Annotated in this window: 16 protein-coding genes; 6 read left to right on the top strand and 10 right to left on the bottom strand. The window is 68.1% G+C overall.

What is annotated here, in order from left to right; genetic code table 11:
* Positions 1 to 59: 59 nt before the first annotated feature.
* Entirely contained in the window at positions 60 to 1,469 is a 1,410-nt protein-coding gene (locus LBW97_RS17140; RefSeq protein ID WP_224500569.1) for a hypothetical protein, read from the bottom strand.
* A 589-nt stretch (positions 1,470 to 2,058) separates the two neighbouring features.
* Between LBW97_RS17140 and LBW97_RS17135 the strand changes: the two genes are divergently transcribed.
* Together LBW97_RS17135 and LBW97_RS17130 are read left to right on the top strand one after the other, a co-directional pair.
* On the top strand, positions 2,059 to 2,757 hold the full coding sequence (locus LBW97_RS17135) for a potassium channel family protein (protein ID WP_224500568.1): 699 nt from the start codon (positions 2,059 to 2,061) through the stop codon (positions 2,755 to 2,757).
* Between the two features lie 525 nt (positions 2,758 to 3,282).
* On the top strand, positions 3,283 to 4,263 hold the full coding sequence (locus LBW97_RS17130) for a hypothetical protein (protein WP_224500567.1): 981 nt from the start codon (positions 3,283 to 3,285) through the stop codon (positions 4,261 to 4,263).
* A gap of 468 nt (positions 4,264 to 4,731) precedes the next feature.
* Here the strand turns inward: LBW97_RS17130 and LBW97_RS17125 are convergent, their stop codons facing one another.
* Positions 4,732 to 5,583: an HNH endonuclease gene (locus LBW97_RS17125; protein ID WP_224500566.1), complete on the bottom strand. Its 852-nt coding sequence runs from the start codon at positions 5,581 to 5,583 to the stop codon at positions 4,732 to 4,734.
* The gene (locus tag LBW97_RS17120; protein ID WP_224500565.1) at positions 5,584 to 6,465 is read right to left on the bottom strand and encodes an AAA family ATPase; all 882 of its coding nucleotides are present in this window, start codon (positions 6,463 to 6,465) and stop codon (positions 5,584 to 5,586) included.
* Here LBW97_RS17120 and LBW97_RS17115 point away from each other — a divergent pair.
* From LBW97_RS17115 to LBW97_RS17105, 3 genes are read left to right on the top strand one after another with little or no spacing between them, the layout of a single operon-like run.
* A complete protein-coding gene (locus LBW97_RS17115; protein WP_224500564.1) occupies positions 6,464 to 6,910 on the top strand; it encodes an ATP-binding protein in 447 nt (148 codons plus the stop codon). The genes LBW97_RS17120 and LBW97_RS17115 overlap by 2 nt on opposite strands.
* Before the next feature lie 36 nt (positions 6,911 to 6,946).
* The gene (locus LBW97_RS17110; protein WP_224500563.1) at positions 6,947 to 8,179 is read left to right on the top strand and encodes a hypothetical protein; all 1,233 of its coding nucleotides are present in this window, start codon (positions 6,947 to 6,949) and stop codon (positions 8,177 to 8,179) included.
* Positions 8,176 to 8,859 carry a hypothetical protein gene (locus LBW97_RS17105; RefSeq protein ID WP_224500562.1) on the top strand — a complete coding sequence of 228 codons (684 nt, stop codon included), beginning with the start codon at positions 8,176 to 8,178 and terminating at the stop codon, positions 8,857 to 8,859. Before LBW97_RS17110 ends, LBW97_RS17105 begins: the two co-directional genes overlap by 4 nt.
* A gap of 132 nt (positions 8,860 to 8,991) precedes the next feature.
* Here LBW97_RS17105 and LBW97_RS17100 read toward each other — a convergent pair whose 3' ends face one another.
* The 5 genes from LBW97_RS17100 to LBW97_RS20505 form a co-directional block, all read right to left on the bottom strand.
* Positions 8,992 to 10,950, bottom strand: a complete 1,959-nt coding sequence (locus tag LBW97_RS17100) for a hypothetical protein (RefSeq protein WP_224500561.1) — start codon at positions 10,948 to 10,950, stop codon at positions 8,992 to 8,994.
* A gap of 208 nt (positions 10,951 to 11,158) precedes the next feature.
* On the bottom strand, positions 11,159 to 14,038 hold the full coding sequence (locus LBW97_RS17095) for a vitamin B12-dependent ribonucleotide reductase (RefSeq protein ID WP_224500560.1): 2,880 nt from the start codon (positions 14,036 to 14,038) through the stop codon (positions 11,159 to 11,161).
* 144 nt (positions 14,039 to 14,182) lie between these two features.
* The gene (gene nrdR / locus LBW97_RS17090) at positions 14,183 to 14,683 is read right to left on the bottom strand and encodes a transcriptional regulator NrdR (protein WP_224500559.1); all 501 of its coding nucleotides are present in this window, start codon (positions 14,681 to 14,683) and stop codon (positions 14,183 to 14,185) included.
* 401 nt (positions 14,684 to 15,084) lie between these two features.
* Positions 15,085 to 15,810 carry a hypothetical protein gene (locus tag LBW97_RS17085; protein WP_224500558.1) on the bottom strand — a complete coding sequence of 242 codons (726 nt, stop codon included), beginning with the start codon at positions 15,808 to 15,810 and terminating at the stop codon, positions 15,085 to 15,087.
* A gap of 142 nt (positions 15,811 to 15,952) precedes the next feature.
* On the bottom strand, positions 15,953 to 16,474 hold the full coding sequence (locus tag LBW97_RS20505) for a LysM peptidoglycan-binding domain-containing protein (protein WP_224500557.1): 522 nt from the start codon (positions 16,472 to 16,474) through the stop codon (positions 15,953 to 15,955).
* Between the two features lie 197 nt (positions 16,475 to 16,671).
* On the opposite strand from LBW97_RS20505, the gene lexA reads away from it, so the two are divergent.
* Positions 16,672 to 17,418, top strand: coding sequence for a transcriptional repressor LexA (gene lexA, locus LBW97_RS17075; RefSeq protein ID WP_224500556.1), 747 nt, complete (start codon positions 16,672 to 16,674; stop codon positions 17,416 to 17,418).
* 24 nt (positions 17,419 to 17,442) lie between these two features.
* Here the strand turns inward: lexA and LBW97_RS17070 are convergent, their stop codons facing one another.
* Both LBW97_RS17070 and LBW97_RS17065 read right to left on the bottom strand, forming a co-directional pair.
* Entirely contained in the window at positions 17,443 to 18,483 is a 1,041-nt protein-coding gene (locus LBW97_RS17070; RefSeq protein ID WP_224500555.1) for a hypothetical protein, read from the bottom strand.
* Entirely contained in the window at positions 18,455 to 19,177 is a 723-nt protein-coding gene (locus tag LBW97_RS17065; protein WP_224500554.1) for a phosphatase PAP2 family protein, read from the bottom strand. Before LBW97_RS17065 ends, LBW97_RS17070 begins: the two co-directional genes overlap by 29 nt.
* Positions 19,178 to 19,226: the final 49 nt, after the last annotated feature.

The following is a 19,226-nucleotide window of genomic DNA, read 5'->3' as shown; positions in this document are numbered from 1 at the left end:
GCCGCGGACCGGCTTCGCCCTGAGTTGCCCGACACCGATACCGAGCCCGGCGGGGATGATTAGAACTCCGGCCCCTCAGTCGCGGTTGCCCACGGCACGGGGTCCGTAACGCCTTCCCATATGTCGTCTGCCCAGGCCGACCGGTGCTGGCCTCGATAGCCGACGGTGTTGAGGATGGCGAGTAGCAAGCAGTGGGCGGCGTAGTCCTTCCCCTCGGCCCATTGGTATGCGGTCCAGGCGCCCGGCTTCGTACTCGTCGGGTGAATGATCTTGTTGCGGAGCAACATGACGCAACCCAGAGCATCACGGGCTGTGCGCGTTCCCTCGGACATCTGCGCCCTGCGGCTCACTTCGGCAAGGTGAGGATAAGAGGCCGGGACGCTGGTGCGCATGCGGCAATCGTCCAGGAGCAGACGGATCTGGGCCTCTGTCGGCTTGAGATTCTCCCACTGACGCTGGGTGTGCGTGCCCCGTTCCTCAACGAACCGGTTGTATGCAAGCAACTGCAAGCCCGAGATAGGCAATGCGACGCCAAGTTCGACGTCTACGTCGTACGTAGCGGTCACGTAGTAGGAAGTTGCGTACTGAATGACTTCCAGTCGCTCGGGCGTTCGGCAGTAGTCAACGACGCGCTCGATGAGTTCACGCATCTGCTCGTTGCCCTTGTGCCGGTCAAGGAATGTGCCGGTGTTGAGCACACCGTCGATGTGCGGGCTTACCCAGCGCGTCCAAACCGCTTGGTCCCCCCACCAGCCGACCGGGAGCAGCAAGTTGATTGTCCGCCCTACCGCGAGGCTGAAGGCAAGGCGCAGTGCTTGGAGTAGAAGTTGGATGTCTGCCACGTCGAACAGGGAGCCGTCGGCGCGCGCGATCTGACCGATGTGGGTTACAGCACTCGTGTTCTCATCGCGGAGTCGCCGAAGGAACTGCTTGTTCACTTCGGGGCGACGGTCGATGGTGATTCGCCACCCGGATGGAAACGCTTCGAGGCGTCCATTCCACGTCCGAACGAGGTCCTCGGGGTCACATACTCCGGATCCATTGGGCACATCCCAGCCGTTCGGGATGAGAAAGGTGACACGGCTCAGCGCCGTCCCACTGCCCAGGGTCTGAGGGGTGAGCCGGTCATTCCGGCTCACCCCCGACGGACGGGAGTCTTCGGACAGTGAGTCTGGTTGAGGCGGCAGCGGCACCTCCTCGCCCGGCAGTTTGATGGACGGCATTTCGACCCACTCGCGCTTCCCGGAGGCGCGCAGACCCACAAAGTCCTCAATACCCCTGTTCGGCCTGCTCGCCTCAACCATCACCCGCGGGCTGGGGTACCACGCCATCTCGGCTCGGCCGTGCCAGTCGTGGCCTTCCTCGTCGTCACTGAAGCGGAGGCCGCCGACGTAGAGAGGGATGGCTTGACCGGACGCGGTGGGCTTGTAGTGGTGAGTGAGGGCGTCGGGGTAGTCGTGCTCGATCACCCGCTCCTCGCCGCTTGGTAGCACCTGACTCAGGCTGACCAGCCGCTTATCGCCCTCGTATCGGACCTCAAGCCCAGGTCGGGCGGATTGCATCACTGTCACACGGCTTTGTTGAGGTCGTCTTGACTGCGACCGACCAGACGAAGGCGACCCTGTCCCCGAACTCCGCTACCTGCGTCACTACACCACCGCTCCCCTGCCGCTCTTAACTACCGTGCCGGTTGCGGCACGTAGGGACGGTAACCGCGACAACCGACTAGTTGCGTTAGTGACAGCGCTGTCCTGGGCGGTTCGGGTGTCTGTCGCGAGCCGACACGACGCGCAACCAGGTTCGGGTCGGGCTGCCGCGCAAGTGCTCGTTCCGCCGACGGGGCGGCTTCGGGCCGGATTCCTTCGTCCCCAAGGAGGTGAGCCAGCAGAACGTCCAGGAGGCGTTCACACGGGGCCAGCCCCCCCACGAGGCGCACGCTCAGCGAGCCGGGCCCAGTTCCTGCGACACTCCTGCACTGTGACTGCTCAGGGTACGGCCACGACATCACAGGTGGAGCGGTGGAATGCTGCCGCCGAATGGCCCCTCATGGTGGCCGCTGTGGCATTCCTGGTCGCCTATGCCTGGCCCATCTTGGAACCCGACCTACCGGCAACCGTCCGGAGTGGCTGCGTCGCGGTCGCATGGGCCGCCTGGGTGATCTTCGCTATCGACTACGTCGCCCGGGTGGCCTTGGTAGAAGACCGGCGGCGCTACGTCATCCGGCATCTGCACGACCTCGCGGTCATCGCACTGCCCCTCTTGCGTCCCCTGCGGCTGCTGCGCCTCGTCACCGTCATCACGGCGCTGAACCGCCGGGCGGGGGCCTCCCTCCGGGGGCGGGTGGCTGTCTACGTGGTGGGGGCCACGGCGTTGCTCTCCGGGGTCGCGGCCCTGGCCATGCTCGACGCCGAGCGGAACGCGCCGGACGCCAACATCACGACGCTCGGCGATGCCGTGTGGTGGGCAGTAACCACCATCACGACCGTTGGCTACGGAGACCGATACCCCACAACGACCGGGGGCCGCTTCATCGCCGTCGGCCTGATGGTGGCGGGCATCGCACTACTCGGCATCGTCACCGCCACCCTCGCCTCCTGGTTGGTGGACCGGGTCAGGGACGAGAACGCCACCGAGCGTGCGGCGACGGTCGCCCACGTGGACGCGCTGATGGCCGAGGTGCGTGCTCTGCGCCAGGAAATCCGCGATCAGGGCGCCTGGGCTACACCCTTGGAACCCGGAGGCCGACTCGACCATTGAGCCCGAGTTTGACCATGCCGTTGAGGTTCTCACCCGTCGTCGCGGGAGTCAGACCCGGGCGATCCCGATGCAACGCTGGAGCGGTGACGCGATGCCGAGCGAACGCTCATCGCCAGTCGAGGATCGGGCGAGGAACCGTGCGGCAAACCATGGCCCGAGAACGCATGGGATGGGGGCGCTAGGCAAGTGACCGATCGACACGGTCCTAACAAGCCAGAACCCAGTCGCAGACAACGGAGGCGGCAGAAGCGCAACGCCGAATCCAACGCATCAACTGGTCCCTCCAAACCGCTGGAGCAGCGCCTTGCCGCAGCGCTCGACCCCAGCGGGCGGACTAGCGAGTCGGTTGAGGCGTTCGATGCCGTCACCAGCATTCCCGGGCTGGTGCGGGTGCTGCGATCGCTCGGCGTGAACCTTGACGACGCTACGAAGGTGCGATCCCAGATCGCCGCCCTTCACCGAGGGGGAGCAGAGGCCATACGCGTGTTTGCCCCCCTCGGATGGGCGCCGTCAGGCTCAATGCCCATGCGCGACTACGCCCGCGCCGTCCAGGTGCTTGCTTCCGATGGGCCAGAGGCAGCCGAGCAAGTCCTTGTCGAAGCATGGGACAACGAGCACCGCCTGCGGCGACCCATCCAGCAGATCAGCGTGCTCGGGCGGCCGGAAACCGACTACAACGACTTGTTTTTCCGCCGATCCCGCCTGCTCACCAAGGCATTCGAGCACCATCGCGCCGGGGCATACGAGGCGTCCATACCTATCTTGCTCGCTCAGATCGAGGGCCTGGTAGCCGACGTGACCGGCGGAAAATTGTTCTTCTCAGGAAGGGACGATCGAAAGGCTGACGTAGTCGACGAGCGGACCATCGCCACGCTGAACGAGTCTCTCCCAGTTGTCCGCGACCTCTACTCGGCCGGGATGGACTACACAGCCAGCGAAGGCTCCCTAAGCAGGCACGCCACCCTGCACGGCCGAGAACTCGGCTACGACACACGGATCAACTCCGTGAAGGCTTTCGTGCTGCTCCAAGCCTTGGTCGAGTGGGCGCAACCCCTCGTCCGCACGGAAGTAGACAAACGGCAGGCCGCACGGGAGGCCAAGTGGGCAGGCTCTGACGAGGTCGACGAGCAGGGCCGCCGTCGGGACCGGCGCGAGTTCGTGGCCACGAAACTGGCCCTCAAGTCGCTGTGGCTCAGCCAAACGATGTCGCATCGCCGCTATGGCCACTACCGAAGCGACATCCTGCCCCTGGTTCAGCAGCAGTTCATCAAAGACGGACTGCCTGCCGAACACGGGATTGAGATGGATGTCGGCTCCGACGGCCAGTCTTGGTGGGCCTGGCGCCGGACAGTGAGCGGTTGGTGCCTTGGGATCGGGGCGGTAGGTGCGCCGCCGTCCGAGTGGTTCTACGACGGTCCCTTGCCCCCGGAGAGGGGACCCGACGAGGAGCCAGCAGCCTGGGGCGGCCATGTCCATGCGGTCCTGCCGAACTGGCCGTCCGGCTGACGGTCGCAGGTCAGAGACGACGTACGCCGCCGGGCTCAGAGGCGTGCGTCGGTGGCGAGCGGGATGTGCCGGTCGGCGTCCTGATCCGCTTGGTTGAAGCGTGCGAGCCGGGTCTGCACCTCTCGTTCGCGCTGCGCGTCGACCGCTCGGATGCGCTGGTGGACGCACGTACGACTCCGGAGGAGCGGGCGGCTCTCGCTGCCTCGGAGCGGGCGAGGCTCAGGGACCAGGCCGTAGACCGAGTCGTCCGTCGACAGGCCCATAGGTGGTTCGACGAACCGCCGGGGTCCTAGCGATTCCACCCCGGAGGGGCCTTCACCGCCTCCCCTTGTTCGTGGTCGAGGCCCCGCTCCAGCCCTGCTGTCATCAGGGCCGGAGCGGGGTGACCGTGGAGGCTAGCCGGTACCTACGACAGGCCAGGAGGCTCGGAATCGCGGTGGGCTGACGCCGCCGTCTACGGCGCGGTCGCTAGTTGAGGAAGCCGCCCGAGTAGTACCAAGGGTTGGCGGCCACCGCCGTGTACATGGCCGTCTGCCAACTGTTGACCCGGGCCTCGCGCCGACTTTCGGCGGCCTCTTCGAGTCGCAGGCGAACCATCGCCGGTCCTTCGGAGGGCCCCCCGGACTGAAGGACACGGCGGAGGTCGCCCTTGATGTTGGACAACTCTGTGGCAGCGAGAGCGCCGTACATCGCGTCCAGCCCGAACCGCTCGAAGTGCTTCTCCACTCGGCTGACCAGACTGCTTGGCCATTCAGACGGCGGCGTGACGCTGAAGAGAAGTGCAGGTGGGGTCCGCTCAAGCACTACCGCTGTGAGCCAGGGGTCGTCGTCGGGGATGTCGAAGTATGGGTGGATGGGCTCGTCAGCCGGGGAACCGCCGACTGCGTGACCCTTGGCATGGTTGCAGTCCTTGCAGGCAGGAACGAGATTCGTCGGCACCACGGTCAGCGCGGCAAAGACGGCCTTCGGCAAGTGGTGGTCCAGCGTGGTGACAGGCTGCTGACCGCAGAGGGGACACCGGCCGTACTCCGGGGCGGCCTTGATCGCCTCGTAAATGGCGCGGCCGCGCTCGGTGTCCACTAGGCGCAGGTCGTAGAGGTCGACCATCTCGCCGTCAGTGACCCGAGGAACCTTGAAGTCAGCGGGATCCAGGCCGTGCGTCGCGCCGCTGGCTACCGCCGCCTCGAAGACAGTGGCGGCAGACACCACCGCTGGCTCGGCCGCGACGTAACGACCTCGAAGTTCAACCTTCTTCGTCGCCCTAGCAACGGTCAGGTAGGCGTCGCTCGTACTGATTGCGGGCCTCTGGACGCTCCACACCTAGCGAGCGGCCCTTGCGTCACGAACCGCTACCAACGCCTGAGCCAGCGATCGGGCTTCGCCTCCAAGGGCTCCGCCGAAGCGGTCGACGATCTCGTCGTACGACAATCCCTCTTCGGCTGCATCCTGGAGCATTCGATGGAAGCCGGACTGTGAAACTTCCAGGCCAAAAACTTCTCTGGTGAGGATGCCGACGTTCTCGCCGAAGGTCTCGATCTCCGGCCGCTCGGCGTTCACGATGCGTCCCGCGCGCCTCAACTTCCAGACTGCACTTCGCGGCACTTCCTGGAGAACCACAGGAGAGTGAGTGGCGATCAGGGCCACTCCGTTCCGATCGATGAGCAGGTCGGAGAGCGCCCTGATGAACGCCGAGAGCAGCGGGGGGTGAAGGTGGGCTTCGGGCTCGTCGAGCAGGACCAAGGTGCGCTCTTCCACGCTCTCGACGAGACGAGTGATGCTCAGAAGAACGATCTTGTGACCGGAACTGAGGTTGTTGAACAGCCGCTGCGCGTCCTTCCGGATGTCATCGCCTCGGCGTTCGGCGAGGCGCGAGACGTTGGCCTCGGCGAAGATCGGGTCGCCTTCGAGGGCGCGAAGGGCCTGCTGCCATCGCCGGAGCCGGACGCCGGTGGTGCACTCGTCGACACTTTCGCCGAACTCTCGCGAAAGGGTCGACGGCGGCTTCGTGGTGGTCGTACGTCGGTCGTCATCCGGGTGCCGCTGCACCTTCAAGCCGACGTAGGTGTAGCGGACGCCGGACTTCATCCTGCTGCGAGAGGCGGGCAGGGGTTCCGCATCATCGAAGGCACTAAAGGACACCGAGACAAGGTTGGCGAAAGTTCCGTGCTCGTCAGCCGCTTGAAAGTGGTAATCCCCCACCATGGCTGCCGACGCTTTTTCGTCCACAAGTGCGCTCTTCTCCACCTGGGGTGGCGTCCTGATCATCGACGAGTTGCAGAACACCCAGGAGAACGCCCTCCAGGAACTCGTCTGGCTCTACGAAGAGACCGACCACGCATTCGGCCTCGCAGTCGTCGGCACGGGCGTCCTGGACGCCGCCAAGAAGCGCCCCCAGTTGCACAGCCGGATCATGGGCGCGGTCACCTTCGCGCCCCTGCACGGCGAAGAACTCATCACCGCCGTCCAGCACCTCGATGACCGGTTCGCCGCTACGCCGAAGCGGGTGCTCGCTCAGCACAACGAAGCCGCCTGCGCCGGGCTCCTGCGCCGCTGGGTTCAGACCGTCCGCTGGTTGAACCGCTTCGAGATCACCAGCGCGGTCACATCGGATGACCTTGCTCAGATCCGCCGCACGATGCCGCGCTAACCGACCGGCACATCGCCGCGAAAGGACCGTTTCGCAATGCCCGTTCTAGTCCCACTTCCTGCCGGACAGCCCAGCCGCACGCTACTGCCGCCGACCGACCCCGCCAGCGGGATCGTCACCTTCACCGCCCGGCCGACCCGCCACGCGTGGGCGATCGGCCAGGACTTGCTCGCCGCGCTCGGCATCGACCACGACCTCAATGGATCCGGCCGCCGCCACGGCGAAGACCTCGAATACGCCCGTGCCTGGCTGACCGCCTACGAGACCCGCCTCCTCGTTATCCGCCACGCCGACACCATCACGAGCCCTGACATCCTCGACGACCTCAGCCACCTCTGCGCGAGCGTCGGTGCCGGACTCGTCCTCACCTGTGACGACACCGGCGGCGAGCACCTCGCTGACTGGGTTACCGCCCGCGACGGCACCATCAGCGAGCACGCAGCGCTGAAGACACTGATCGCCGAAGCGGCCCGCTCGCTTCCGGCCATGCCGTCGGACGCCGCGCCCGACTATCCGCGGTACCTACCTCGGGTCGAGTTTTACGCGTTCCGCTCCCGTGTCCGCGACGTCCTCCGGCCCGAGCAGTTCACCCTCGTCGACCGCCTCTACCGCAACACCTTCACGGCCATCGCCGACGATCCACCGGAGTCAGAGGAACAGGCAGCAACCGCACTCACGACGCTCATCGCGCAACACCGCACCCCCGGCGAAGCCCTCACCATCGCCCGGGCAGCACAAGCCGCCCTCTTCACGCGGGGCATGCTTCTCAAGGTCAACGTCGACACGCTCTTGCACGGCGTGGCCGCCGCCGAACACCGCCGCATGACTCCCGCCGAGGTTCGGTCACTACGCGCCTACCGCACATGCTGGCGATCAGCCGCCGCAGTCCTCTACGACGCCAACCTCAGCAAGGAGGACCTTCACGCCCTCCGAATCGACCAGATCAGCGACGACGGCACCCCTACCGTGCCGCATTCCCCGATGCTCCCCGACGCGCTCCTCTACCTCAACGCACAGCGGGCCTACCGGCTCCACACGGGCTCCGACCCTGCCGACCCACTGATCGCCGAGTCCCGAGCCCACGTGACCTACGCCTTGCGTCGGATTGGCGCTGAACTGAACCTGCCCGCCCCTACCAATCACGTTCCGGCCGAAGCAAAGAAGGCCGACCGTTGGCAAAACAGGCTCGGCGTGGCACTCCTTCCCCTGGTTGGCAGCGCCCTCCCAACCAGCGAGCCGGACCAGCAGACCCCGGAGGTTGCCGCATGACCGCCACCGTCCCCGTCAACGGCGCCGCCCTTCGCGAGCGGCTTCTTTCCTCAAGGCTGAGCGACCGGGCCTACGCCGACAGGTCCGGGCTCGGCGACGCCGCGGTCCGGGGCATGCTCCTGAGGAACGAGATCAACGGCAGCGTGAGCATCGCCGACCTGCGCCGCGCCGCCCTCGAAGCGGGCATGACCATGGGCGCGCTCTTCGATCCTCAACTTCTCGACGAGCCCGATGACACCCCCGCGGACGACGTCACTGTCCTCGCACAGGTCCTCCAGGCCCAGAAGCAGATGCATCCTGAGGACCGCCTCGCGCTGGCGCTCGGCTGGGATCTTGACCGGCTCCGTGACGCCATCACCGCACTGGACGCGCACCTGCTCCCACTCGGCCTGGGCATCCACCGCAACGCCATGGGCGTGACCATCCGACCCGCCGACCAACGCGCCGCACTCGCACTCGACCGGCTCACGACCTACAAGGAAGCCGACGACGGCATAGACCACGCCACAGCCCGGATCCTCTACGCCACCTACCGGGGCACCCTGTCCAGCACTGACCTCCCAAAGGGCCACATGTCCCGACTCGGCGCCCTCTCCAACCGCGGCGCCATCACTGTCGGCAGCGGCGTCGGCGAACGGGTCCGACTCACGGACGACGCCGCTTACGCCTTCGACATCTAGCGCTCGACATAGACGTTGGAAGACGTCCGGACGGAGGCACGGCAGCCTCAGCGCCTCCCCTACGGGCGCATGTCAAGCGCCCGCGGCGGCAACGCCGATCTTCGGTCGCTGACCCGGAAGCCCTAGGGGAACTTAGGGCTCCCGCGACTCCCAGATCGAGATGAGCGACTGACCTTGCGCCTTGAGGCTCGCGTCTTCCATGCGCTCTGCTGCCTTGGCGTCCAGGTAGTCCAAGAAGGTGACCCCCTCGTTGATTGAGTCGAGTCCGGCGCGGATCGCCATGACCGTGCGGAACCTGGTGAACGGGAGCACAGACACAAGGACGGGTCGCGTGACGGGGTTCCCATGCGTAAGTGCATTCCGGACTCGCCGTTGCCTCGTACGGGTGAGTCGAGCCTCATCCTGGAGCCTTGACTCCTCGTGCTCGTAGACCGTCAGGTCACCGAGTTGGCCAATCAGCCGTCGGACGACCGCCGCTTGCAGCGGCGAGGAGCAGACCCCTATCAGGTCATTGAGGAGGTAGTACGCCCGGAGGAGCGACGTCTCCGTTAGGCCGTCCCGATTGGCCACGATCCGTCGTTTGAGGTCCTTCGCCGCATCGGAGGGCCGCGACAGGCCGTCCCTTCGGTGGAGGCAAAGGTCGATCGCCCAGAGGATCAGACGGGTGCGGCCGGAACTTGGCCACAGTTCTGCGATCCTCTCGACAAGTTGATTGGCACTTGTGTCGCCCAGCGCGGCCATGTGTTCGAGCGCCGCGTCGAGTAGTAGTAGCACCGTGCGCTCATCGTTGTGCCACTCTCGATACAAGGAGACCGCTCGCGACTCCGCGTGCGATGCCTCGGCACAACTCCGGAGGGCCTCCCGGAGATGCCAAGGCAGCGGGTGTAGAAAGGCCCGGCCAAGCGTCTGCGATTCGCGCGCCAGTACGCGCGCTGCGTTCTCCATGCCTAGGGAGTCCTCAAACTCCGGCCGCTTGCTCCCACGGCTGAGGATGCTCCGCATCTCCTCCCCGTCCACGAGAAGCGTCCACCACTTCGGTTTGCCCCATCGGTTGTTCGAGCCAAGGCTCAGGACGGCGTCCATCAAGGCTTCTACGAGGTCGATTCCGTCGTCGAGTGCTCCCACGGGAGTCCGAACTCCTAGGTCGACTCGAACAAGCACATGTCCACGGAGGTCCTCATTGGACTCGTGGTCGCGCCTGGCGTGCCAGAGGTTGCGCACTTCGGCGAGGAGTGGTGACTGCTCCTCTGTGTCGAAGGCTCGGGCGATCACCCATGGGGCGAAGTACGCCGTGATGGGGCCAACTTCGGCCGTGCCCTCTACTGCTGCCCTGTCATACATGCCCCAGACCACTGCGTGACCGTCCTTGCCCGGTTCCACAAGAGAACGGGAGGCCAGGTCCAGGACCTCGGCCGGAGCAATGTCCAGCGGCTCGTCCTTGTCGAACTCGATGGGCGGTCGTTGCGGCACATCGCCGAGTCGCTGTCTAGCGAACTCGACGGTCCAAGAGTCTCGCCGGAGGATGTTCCGCACCTCGTCCAGCACGTGCTTGCCGTCGCGGTGGGTCAAGTTCAGTTGCGCCTCCAGTTGCATCACCGTGGCGGCAGCAGCGAAGAAGTCGAGAGCCTTGACCGCGGATCCCAGGTCCACCCACGAGGCCGCGAGTGCAGCGGGCTGAGCCAGCCGAGTCCTCAACGTGTTCGTGGCAGTCACGAGCCTCGCCTTCTCGGCGACGGCTCGATCCGTGCGAGCGAGCGCTGCCAGGATGTCGGCAACGTAGGTGGTCAGGTCCGCCCCAAGATGCGCACCAAGCGCCGGTGCCACGGATTTCTGGCTAGCAAGAACCTCCTGCTTCAGAGATTCACGGTTATCGCTTCTGCGCCAGGATTCGTCCCGGGCCGACGTGAGCCAAACCTCGACCTCCCCGACGAGAGGCGCGAGAGGTAGTGCCGCGGGTGCCCCTTCCGCGCACTCCTGCAAGGCGAAGGCCAAACCGCGCAGTAGGTCTTCCGTACCCATGCTCGCGTGCGAATCCTCAAACACCGTCTCTGCGGTCCCGTCTCCGAGTCCTTCCCTGCTGACGTCGTCCACGGCGACCGCATGGGGCCAGGTCGCCCTACACGCCAACCGCGCATCCCTCTGAATGGACTGAGGGGCGAGATCCTGTGCGGACCTCGCCCCTCAGCCTTGTCACGCTGCCAGCGATTGCCGTGCACTACTCCTGACAGCGGAGTGCACTATCACTGACAATGTGTGCACTATTCGCGACAACGCTGTGCACTATTCGTGACTGCGGTCATCAGCTGCAGCCGCTGGTGGAGCCGCAGCCCTCGCAGACGTAGCAGCTGCCGGCCGGGCGCATCTTCGTGCCGCAGGTCATGCACAGCGGCGCGTCGGTGGCGGTCCCGGTGACCAGCTCGAGCAGCTCGGCCGAGGAGTGGGCCTCCTTGACCGACTTCGGGCCCGCGGGGGTGACCTTCTCCTCCACCTTGGCGGTCTCGATCGGCGCGGAGCCACGCAGCTGCTCCAGGTCGACCTCCTCCTCCTGCACGGTGGCGGTCGAGGCCGACGAGCCGTAGCTGCCCGCGACCTGCGCGGCGCGCTCCTCGGCGGTGAAGATGCCGAGGCCGGCCCGCTTGTCGACGGGCAGGTGGTCCAGCGCCAGGCGACGGAAGATGTAGTCCATCACCGACTGGGCGATCCGGATGTCCGGGTCGTCGGTCATGCCGGCCGGCTCGAAGCGCATGTTGGTGAACTTGGAGATGTAGGTCTCCAGCGGCACACCGTGCTGCAGCGCCAGCGAGATGCCGATCGAGAAGGCGTCCATGACACCGGCCAGGGTCGAGCCCTGCTTGCCGAGCTTCAGGAAGACCTCACCGAGGCTGCCGTCCTCGTACATACCGGCGGTCATGTAGCCCTCGGCACCGGCGACGCTGAACGAGGTGGTGACGCTCGTCCGCTTCTTCGGCAGCCGCTTGCGCACCGGGTGGGAGAGCTCGTTGGAGGCGGGGGCCTCCATCTTGACCTCGGCGGTGGTGCCGTCGTTCTTGCCCTTGCCGCCGGACAGCGGCTGGCCCACCTTGCAGTTGTCGCGGTAGATGGCCAGCGCCTTGAGGCCCATCTTCCAGCCCTGGAAGTAGATGGTCTCGACGTCCTCGACGGTCGCCGTCTCCGGCATGTTGACCGTCTTGCTGATCGCGCCGGAGATGAAGGGCTGGACCGCGGCCATCATGCGGACGTGGCCCATCGGGGAGATGGCCCGCTCGCCCATCGCGCAGTCGAAGACCTCGTAGTGCTCGGGACGCAGGGTCGGGGCGTCCACGACGTGGCCGTGCTCGGCGATGTACTCGACGATCGCCTCGATCTGCTCCTCCTGGTAGCCCAGGCTGCGGAGCGCGCGGGGCACCGTCTGGTTGACGATCTGCATGGAGCCGCCGCCGACCAGCTTCTTGAACTTGACCAACGAGAAGTCCGGCTCGATGCCGGTCGTGTCGCAGTCCATCATGAAGCCGATGGTGCCGGTGGGGGCCAGCACCGAGGCCTGCGCGTTGCGCCAGCCGTTGTCGGCGCCGATCTCCAGGCACTCCTGCCACTGCTGGGTGGCGGCCTTGAGCACGTCGGCGTCGTCCGCGCCGACCGGGCGGATGGCGTCGTTCGCGGCGGCGTGCTTGCGCATGACCCGGGCGTGGGCGTCGGCGTTGCGGGCGAAGCCCTCGTAGGCGCCCACGATGCCGGCGAGCTCGGCCGAGCGGCGGTAGGCGGTGCCGGTCATCAGGGAGGTGATGGCCGCGGCCAGGGTCTGGCCACCACGCGAGTCGTAGGCGTGGCCGGTCGCCATGAGCAGCGCGCCGAGGTTGGCGTAGCCGATGCCCAGCTGGCGGTAGGCGCGGGTGGTCTCACCAATGGGGGCGGTCGGGAAGTCGGCGAAGCAGATCGAGATGTCCATCGCGGTGATGACCAGCTCGACGGCCTTGACGAAGTTCTTCGAGTCGAACGTGCCGTCGGCCTTGAGGAACTTCATGAGGTTCAGGGACGCCAGGTTGCACGAGCTGTTGTCCAGGCTCATGTACTCCGAGCACGGGTTGGACGCGTTGATGCGGCCGGTCTCGGGGTTGGTGTGCCAGTCGTTGATCGTGTCGTCGTACTGGATACCCGGGTCGGCGCACTCCCACGCCGCCTGGGTCACCTTGCGGAACAGGCCCTTGGCGTCGACGGTCTCGAGCACCGAACCGTCCATGCGGGCGCGCAGACCGAAGTCGGTGCCCTCCTCGACGGCGCGCATGAACTCGTCGGAGACGCGGACGGAGTTGTTGGCGTTCTGGTACTGGACGCTGGTGATGTCCTTGCCACCGAGGTCCATGTCGTAGCCGGCGTCGCGCAGCGCGCGGATCTTGTTCTCCTCGCGCGCCTTGGTCTCGATGAACTCCTCGATGTCCGGGTGGTCGATGTCGAGGACGACCATCTTCGCCGCGCGGCGGGTGGCGCCACCGGACTTGATGGTCCCGGCGGAGGCGTCGGCACCGCGCATGAAGGAGACCGGGCCGGAGGCGGTGCCACCGGAGGAGAGCAGCTCCTTGGAGGAGCGAATGCGGGAGAGGTTCAGGCCGGCACCGGAGCCGCCCTTGAAGATCAGGCCCTCCTCGCGGTACCAGTTGAGGATCGAGTCCATCTCGTCGTCGACGGCGAGGATGAAGCAGGCGCTGACCTGCTGCGGGGCGCTCGTGCCGACGTTGAACCACACGGGGCTGTTGAAGCTGAAGTACTGGTGCAGCAGCATCCAGGTCAGCTCGTGCTCGAAGATCTCGGCGTCGCCCTCGGTGGCGAAGTAGCCGTGCTCGCGGCCGGCCTCCGTGTAGGTGAGCACCACGCGGTCGATGAGCTGACGCAGGCTCGTCTCGCGCTGCGGCTGGCCCACCGCGCCACGGAAGTACTTCGTGGTGACGATGTTGGTGGCGTTGATGCTCCACTCGGAGGGGAACTCGACGCCGCGCTGCTCGAAGTTGATCGAGCCGTCACGCCAGTTGGTCATGACGACGTCGCGGCGCTCCCAGGTCACCTCGTCGTACGGGTGCACACCGGCGGTGGTGAAGACGCGCTTGATCTTCAGGCCCTTGCGGCTGGGCGCCTTGCTGGAACGCCGTGCGCGGGTGCCGGCCAAGCGGTCGTCGGTCTCGGTCATGGTGTGGAGCTCTCCCTGGTCGTGTGTCGCGTGGTGCTTCGCGGGGCTGCGCAGCCGGGCTGCGCGGTGCTGGATCCGGGGCTGGGGAAGAGCCGCGATCGGTAACTGCTCGAACTGCTGTCTATCGGTCGGCACTGACAGTTCTCAGCCGCCGGACGGGACGGGGTCCCGGGGCGGCGGCCCGGCCGCTGGTGGAGCGGCCTCCCGGGCCTTGAGCTCGGCGATCTCCCGCTCGAAGTCCGCCACCGAGGTGAAGGAGCGGTAGACGCTGGCGAAGCGGAGGTAGGCCACCTCGTCGAGCTCGCGGAGCGGGCCCAGGATGGCCAGGCCCACCTCGTTGCTCGGGACCTCCGCCGCTCCGGTGGCGCGGATGGCGTCCTCCACCTGCTGGGCGAGCAGCTTGAGCTGGTCCTCGTCGACCGGACGGCCCTGACAGGCCCGCCGGACGCCGGCGACCACCTTGCTGCGGTTGAAGGGCTCGCTGACGCCGTTGCGCTTGACGACGGCGAGCACCGCCTCCTCGACGGTGGTGAACCGCCGTCCGCACTTCGGGCAGTTCCGGCGACGCCGGGTGGTGGCGCCCTCGTCGGCCTCGCGGGAGTCGATGACCCGACTGTCGGGGTTGTGGCAGAACGGGCAGCGCATGGTGGTTCACCTCCTTCCCGGTCGTCCGCCCGAGTCGTTCCGGGCGACCCGCCACCGATGTCCTGTGGACGCCCCTGGGGACATCCGGTGGATGCGGCGGGGAGAACCTGAGGAACAGCCTGTGGACAGGCTTACAGCTCTGTAACTACTAGATGTAGGGGAACCCTAGGCCGGGCTCCACAAGATGTGCAAGTGATCGTTTCCTCGGCGTGTTCCGCCCTGACCCGTACGTGTGCAGCCGGAACACCGGGCCCCAGGAGTCACACGACACGCCGGGACGACCCGCCGACCGGGTCGGGACGACGCGCTCCGAGGCCCCGTGACGTCGGACACGAGAACGGCGCCGGACCCCGTGTGGGGTCCGGCGCCGCCTGGAGGCGCAGCGGGTGGGCGCGTGCCGCTCAGTGAGCCATCGAGCGCGAGCGGCGCGACTGGGGAACCTGGTCGCTCAGCCGCATCGGACGCGTCAGCAGCTCGTCGGCCGCGGTCGGCCGCGCGGGCCGGTCGGCGATCTTCTCCGCGGCCGGCACCGGGCGGGCGGCAGGCATGGACCAGGTCGCGGTGGCGAGGAGGTCGTCGCGGCGCTGGCGGGACGACGGCGCCGGCTCGTCGACGATCGCCGCGAAGAGCTCGGTGTCGGCATCGCGGTGCCGACCGGCATCCGGATCCCCGGACGGCGCGCGGTGGCGACCCGGCACGGGGACAGGAACCGACGACGCGGGAGCGCGGCGCACGGCGGCGTCCTCGGGGGCCCGGCGGCGACCAGCCGGGCGGGCGGCTGCGACGTCGACCCCCTCCGGCGCGCGACGACGCCCACCGGCGCGGGCGGGAGCCGCCGCGGCGATGTGGTCCCGCGCCAGCGGAAGGCTCGCGGTGGTCTCCGCGTCGGCGACGACGGGCCGGGCCTCGACGGCCGGAGCCTCGGGCAGTCGGAGGGCCGTCAGATCGGTCCACCCCGTCTCCTCGACACCCCCCTCGACGACGCGGACCCACACCTGGCAGGCGCCGCTCTCGTCGTGACGCCAGCCGAGGATCTCCCCGGCCGACCAGCGGCCGGACCGGTACACCTCGACGGCCTGGGACTGGTTGGTGAACACCGCTGCTCGGTTCTCCATGACGCTCGACACCAGGCGACCGTATGTCGCTGACCAGCACGGACCGTGAACGTGCCCGCACGGAGGGTTGACGAAGTCGCTGCCCGCGGGTTGTGCATCTCTTGCCGTGGCGGAGCGTCCCATCGGAGCGTGCCCGCTCGGGCGGAGAGACGACTCAGGGCAGCTGCAGCACCTGGCCGGGCTCGATCGCCCCGCCCTCCAGGGAATTCAGCTCGACGATCTCGGCGACGACCTCGCGGACGTCCCCGTCGCCGGCCACGGAGCCGGCGATCGCCCACAGCGTGTCGCCGCGCTCGACGACCACGCTGCTGGACCCCATGAGCTCCAGCCCCTTCCCATCGCCACCCATGAGCGCGTCGCCGAGGGCGACCCCGCCCACCCCGAGAGCCAGCGCCAGCACCACCACGAGGCGACGGCCGCGCGAGGTCAACCGCAGCCGCGGGGCCGGCACGTGCCGGACGCCCGGTCGGGCCCGGTCCGGCGCGGGCTGCCGCGGCGCCGCCCCCGCTGCGACGACGTAGGAGACCGGCGGCGGCAGCACCCGGAGGTGCCGCTCGGCCCGCACCGGAGCCGCCGGGCGGCCGCCGGGTGCCGCGTCCATGCCGACCGGCACCTCGGGCACCACCAGAGCCGTGTTGCTCGTCATCGCCGCCTCGCCTTCCACCTGCCGGTTCACCACCGGCACCGAACACCTGTTCGAATCGATCGTCTGAGCGATGTCTACCGGATGCCACCGACAGAAGCGAGAGGACGCGGACAATTTTCGAACAGGTGTTTGAACTGGACGGCGTTCGGCGCTACGGTGACTCCGACGGGCGGACACCTATGTGCTGCCACTGCCTATGAGCTGCACCGCAGCCACGAGGAGGACACGTGACGGACTCGAGCGGGACGCCCAGCGGCACGCAGGAGACGGACCCCACCTCGGCTTCCGTGCGGACCTTCCCCGACCGCGGTGCGGACGGCGACGGACTCACCCAGCGCCAGCGCCGGGTGCTCGAGGTCATCCGCGACTCCATCGACCGCCGCGGATATCCGCCCTCGGTGCGGGAGATCGGTGAGGCCGTCGGCCTCTCCTCCGCGTCGTCGGTGGCCCACCAGCTCTCCGTGCTGCAGAAGAAGGGGTGGCTGCGTCGCGACCCCAACCGTCCCCGCGCCCTGGACGTGCGCCTGCCCGGAGAGGCCGGCCGAAGCGCCGCGGCGAGCACCGAGCCGCCGCTCATCGGTGACGGCGAGCGGGCATCGGCGCCGACCTACGTGCCGCTGGTCGGCCGCATCGCCGCCGGTGGGCCCGTGCTCGCCGAGCAGGCGGTCGAGGACGTGTTCCCGCTCCCCCGCGAGCTGGTCGGCGAGGGCACCGTCTTCATGCTCAAGGTCACCGGTGACTCCATGGTGGAGGCGGCGATCTGCGATGGCGACTGGGTGGTCGTGCGCCAGCAGCCGACGGCCGAGAACGGCGAGATCGTCGCGGCGATGATCGACGGCGAGGCGACGGTGAAGACCTACAAGCGCCGCGACGGGCACGTGTGGCTCATGCCCCACAACCCGGCTTACGAGCCGATCCCCGGCGACGACGCGACCATCCTCGGCCGGGTCGTCTCGGTCCTCCGCCGGGTCTGAACTCGGGGTCGCAGCGCCGGAGGGTCAGGAACGCCGGAGCAGCCGGCTACCGAGCCACACGACGATCGTCGCGCCGAGAGCCGCCAGCAGGGCTGCCGGCAGCGGGGATCCGTCGCCCGCGAGATCGTCGAAGCTCGGCACCGCTGATTCCGCTGCCGCCGACGGAGTGGGAGCGGCCACCTCCGGCACAGCGACCTCGGTCACCGGGCTGGGCAGCCGCTCGCTGGCGACGACGAGACTCCTCGCACCGGCGGCGAAGCTGATCGCCTCACCCTGCGGCGACTCCGGCAGCGCCACCCGGACGGGGCTGCCGGCGAGCGCGCCCACCACATCCGAGCCGCTCAGCGGCCACACGTAGGCATCGGTGTAGGTGCGCAGCGCGAGCGCACTGCCGTCGCTCGCCACCGCGCCGCCGGTGATCATGAGCTGACCGGCGCGCCCGACCGGGCCTCCCGGCGTCCCGGTGAGGGTGACGTTCACCGTGGCGACCCGCTCCAGCGGAACTGTCGCCCCGTCCGCGAGCGGCGCCGCCGGCCGGTAGACCCCGCTGGAGCCGAGCACCTCCTTGGTCACCAGGTAGGGCGTGCCGTCCGGCGCCATGAGCAGCGCCTCGGCATCGTGGGCGCCGTCGGGATAGGTCAGCCGGTAGAGGGAGGCGCCGCCGGGCCGCAGCACGTGCAGGGCGACTGTCGCGCGCTCGGAGTTGTTGTCGCCGATGTCGGCGACCCAGACCTCGCCCCCGGGCCCGATCCCGAGGTCCTCGGGATCGAACGGGTCCACCGGTGCCGTCTGCACGTCGATCACCTGGCACGCGCCGTCCAGGCCGTACACGGCGACCTGGTCTCCCCCGTCGTTGAGGGCCAGCATCTGGTCGCCCACGACGACCAGGCCGGACAGTTCGGCGAGCCGCTCGTCGGTGATCGTGCAGCGGACCGTCGGCGCGACCGCTGCGGGCTCCTCGGCCGCCGCCACAGGAACCACCGTGAACCCGCCGGCCAGCACGGTCGCGAGGAGGAACCGTCGCCCCCAGGCGCGGCTACGCAGCCGATCGGCGGGCAGGTTCACGCACCCAGCGTGACAGGACGAATGCATCCAGTGCGTGAACCACGCCCAACAGCACGATGCCGACGGCCGCGCCCACGACGGCATCGGTCACCCAGTGGTAGTCCAGCGAGACCATGGAGACGCCCGTGGCGACCGGTCCGACGATGCTCAGCCACCAGAAGGTGCGCTGCACGGTGGCCGGCAGCCCGTAGCGCACCGCCTGCCAGCGGGCCACGCCCCACATGACCACCGCGTTGGCGACGTGCCCGGAGGGGAACGAGGCGCCGTCGTCGTGGAAGAAGTAGGAGCCGGGGAAGGCCGGCGCGGTCCGCCCGGTGCCGTGCTTCATCGCGTAGACGCCGGCGGTGAGCACCCCGACCGCGAGCACCAGCCGGAGCAGCGGCAGCCAGACTCCGCGCCGCCAGGCGAGGTAACCCACGAGACCGGCGAGGACGACCAGGATCGTCACCCGTCCGCCCAGCTGGGTCACGACCCAGACCAGCGGATAGGCCGCCGAATCACGGAGACCCCAGTCGCTCACGATCTCCGACACCCGCAGGTCCAGCCGGAGCATGCGCCCGTCGGCGAGCAGGTCGGCGGTGATCAGCCCGGCGACCAGCAGCGAGAGGACCGCCAGCCACCAGGGCGGCCGGCCGATCGAGACCACGGCCGGGGAACCGGTGACACCGGCGTCCCGAACCGCGCCTTTGGTCACGTCGTCACCGTACCGGCCCGTGACCGCACCGTGATCCGGTCGACCGGCA

Source organism: Blastococcus sp. LR1, from assembly GCF_020166105.1.
Lineage (GTDB): Bacteria > Actinomycetota > Actinomycetes > Mycobacteriales > Geodermatophilaceae > Blastococcus.
The sequence above is the reverse complement of the archived record's forward strand: the minus strand, read 5'-3'. Positions and strand labels throughout refer to the sequence as shown.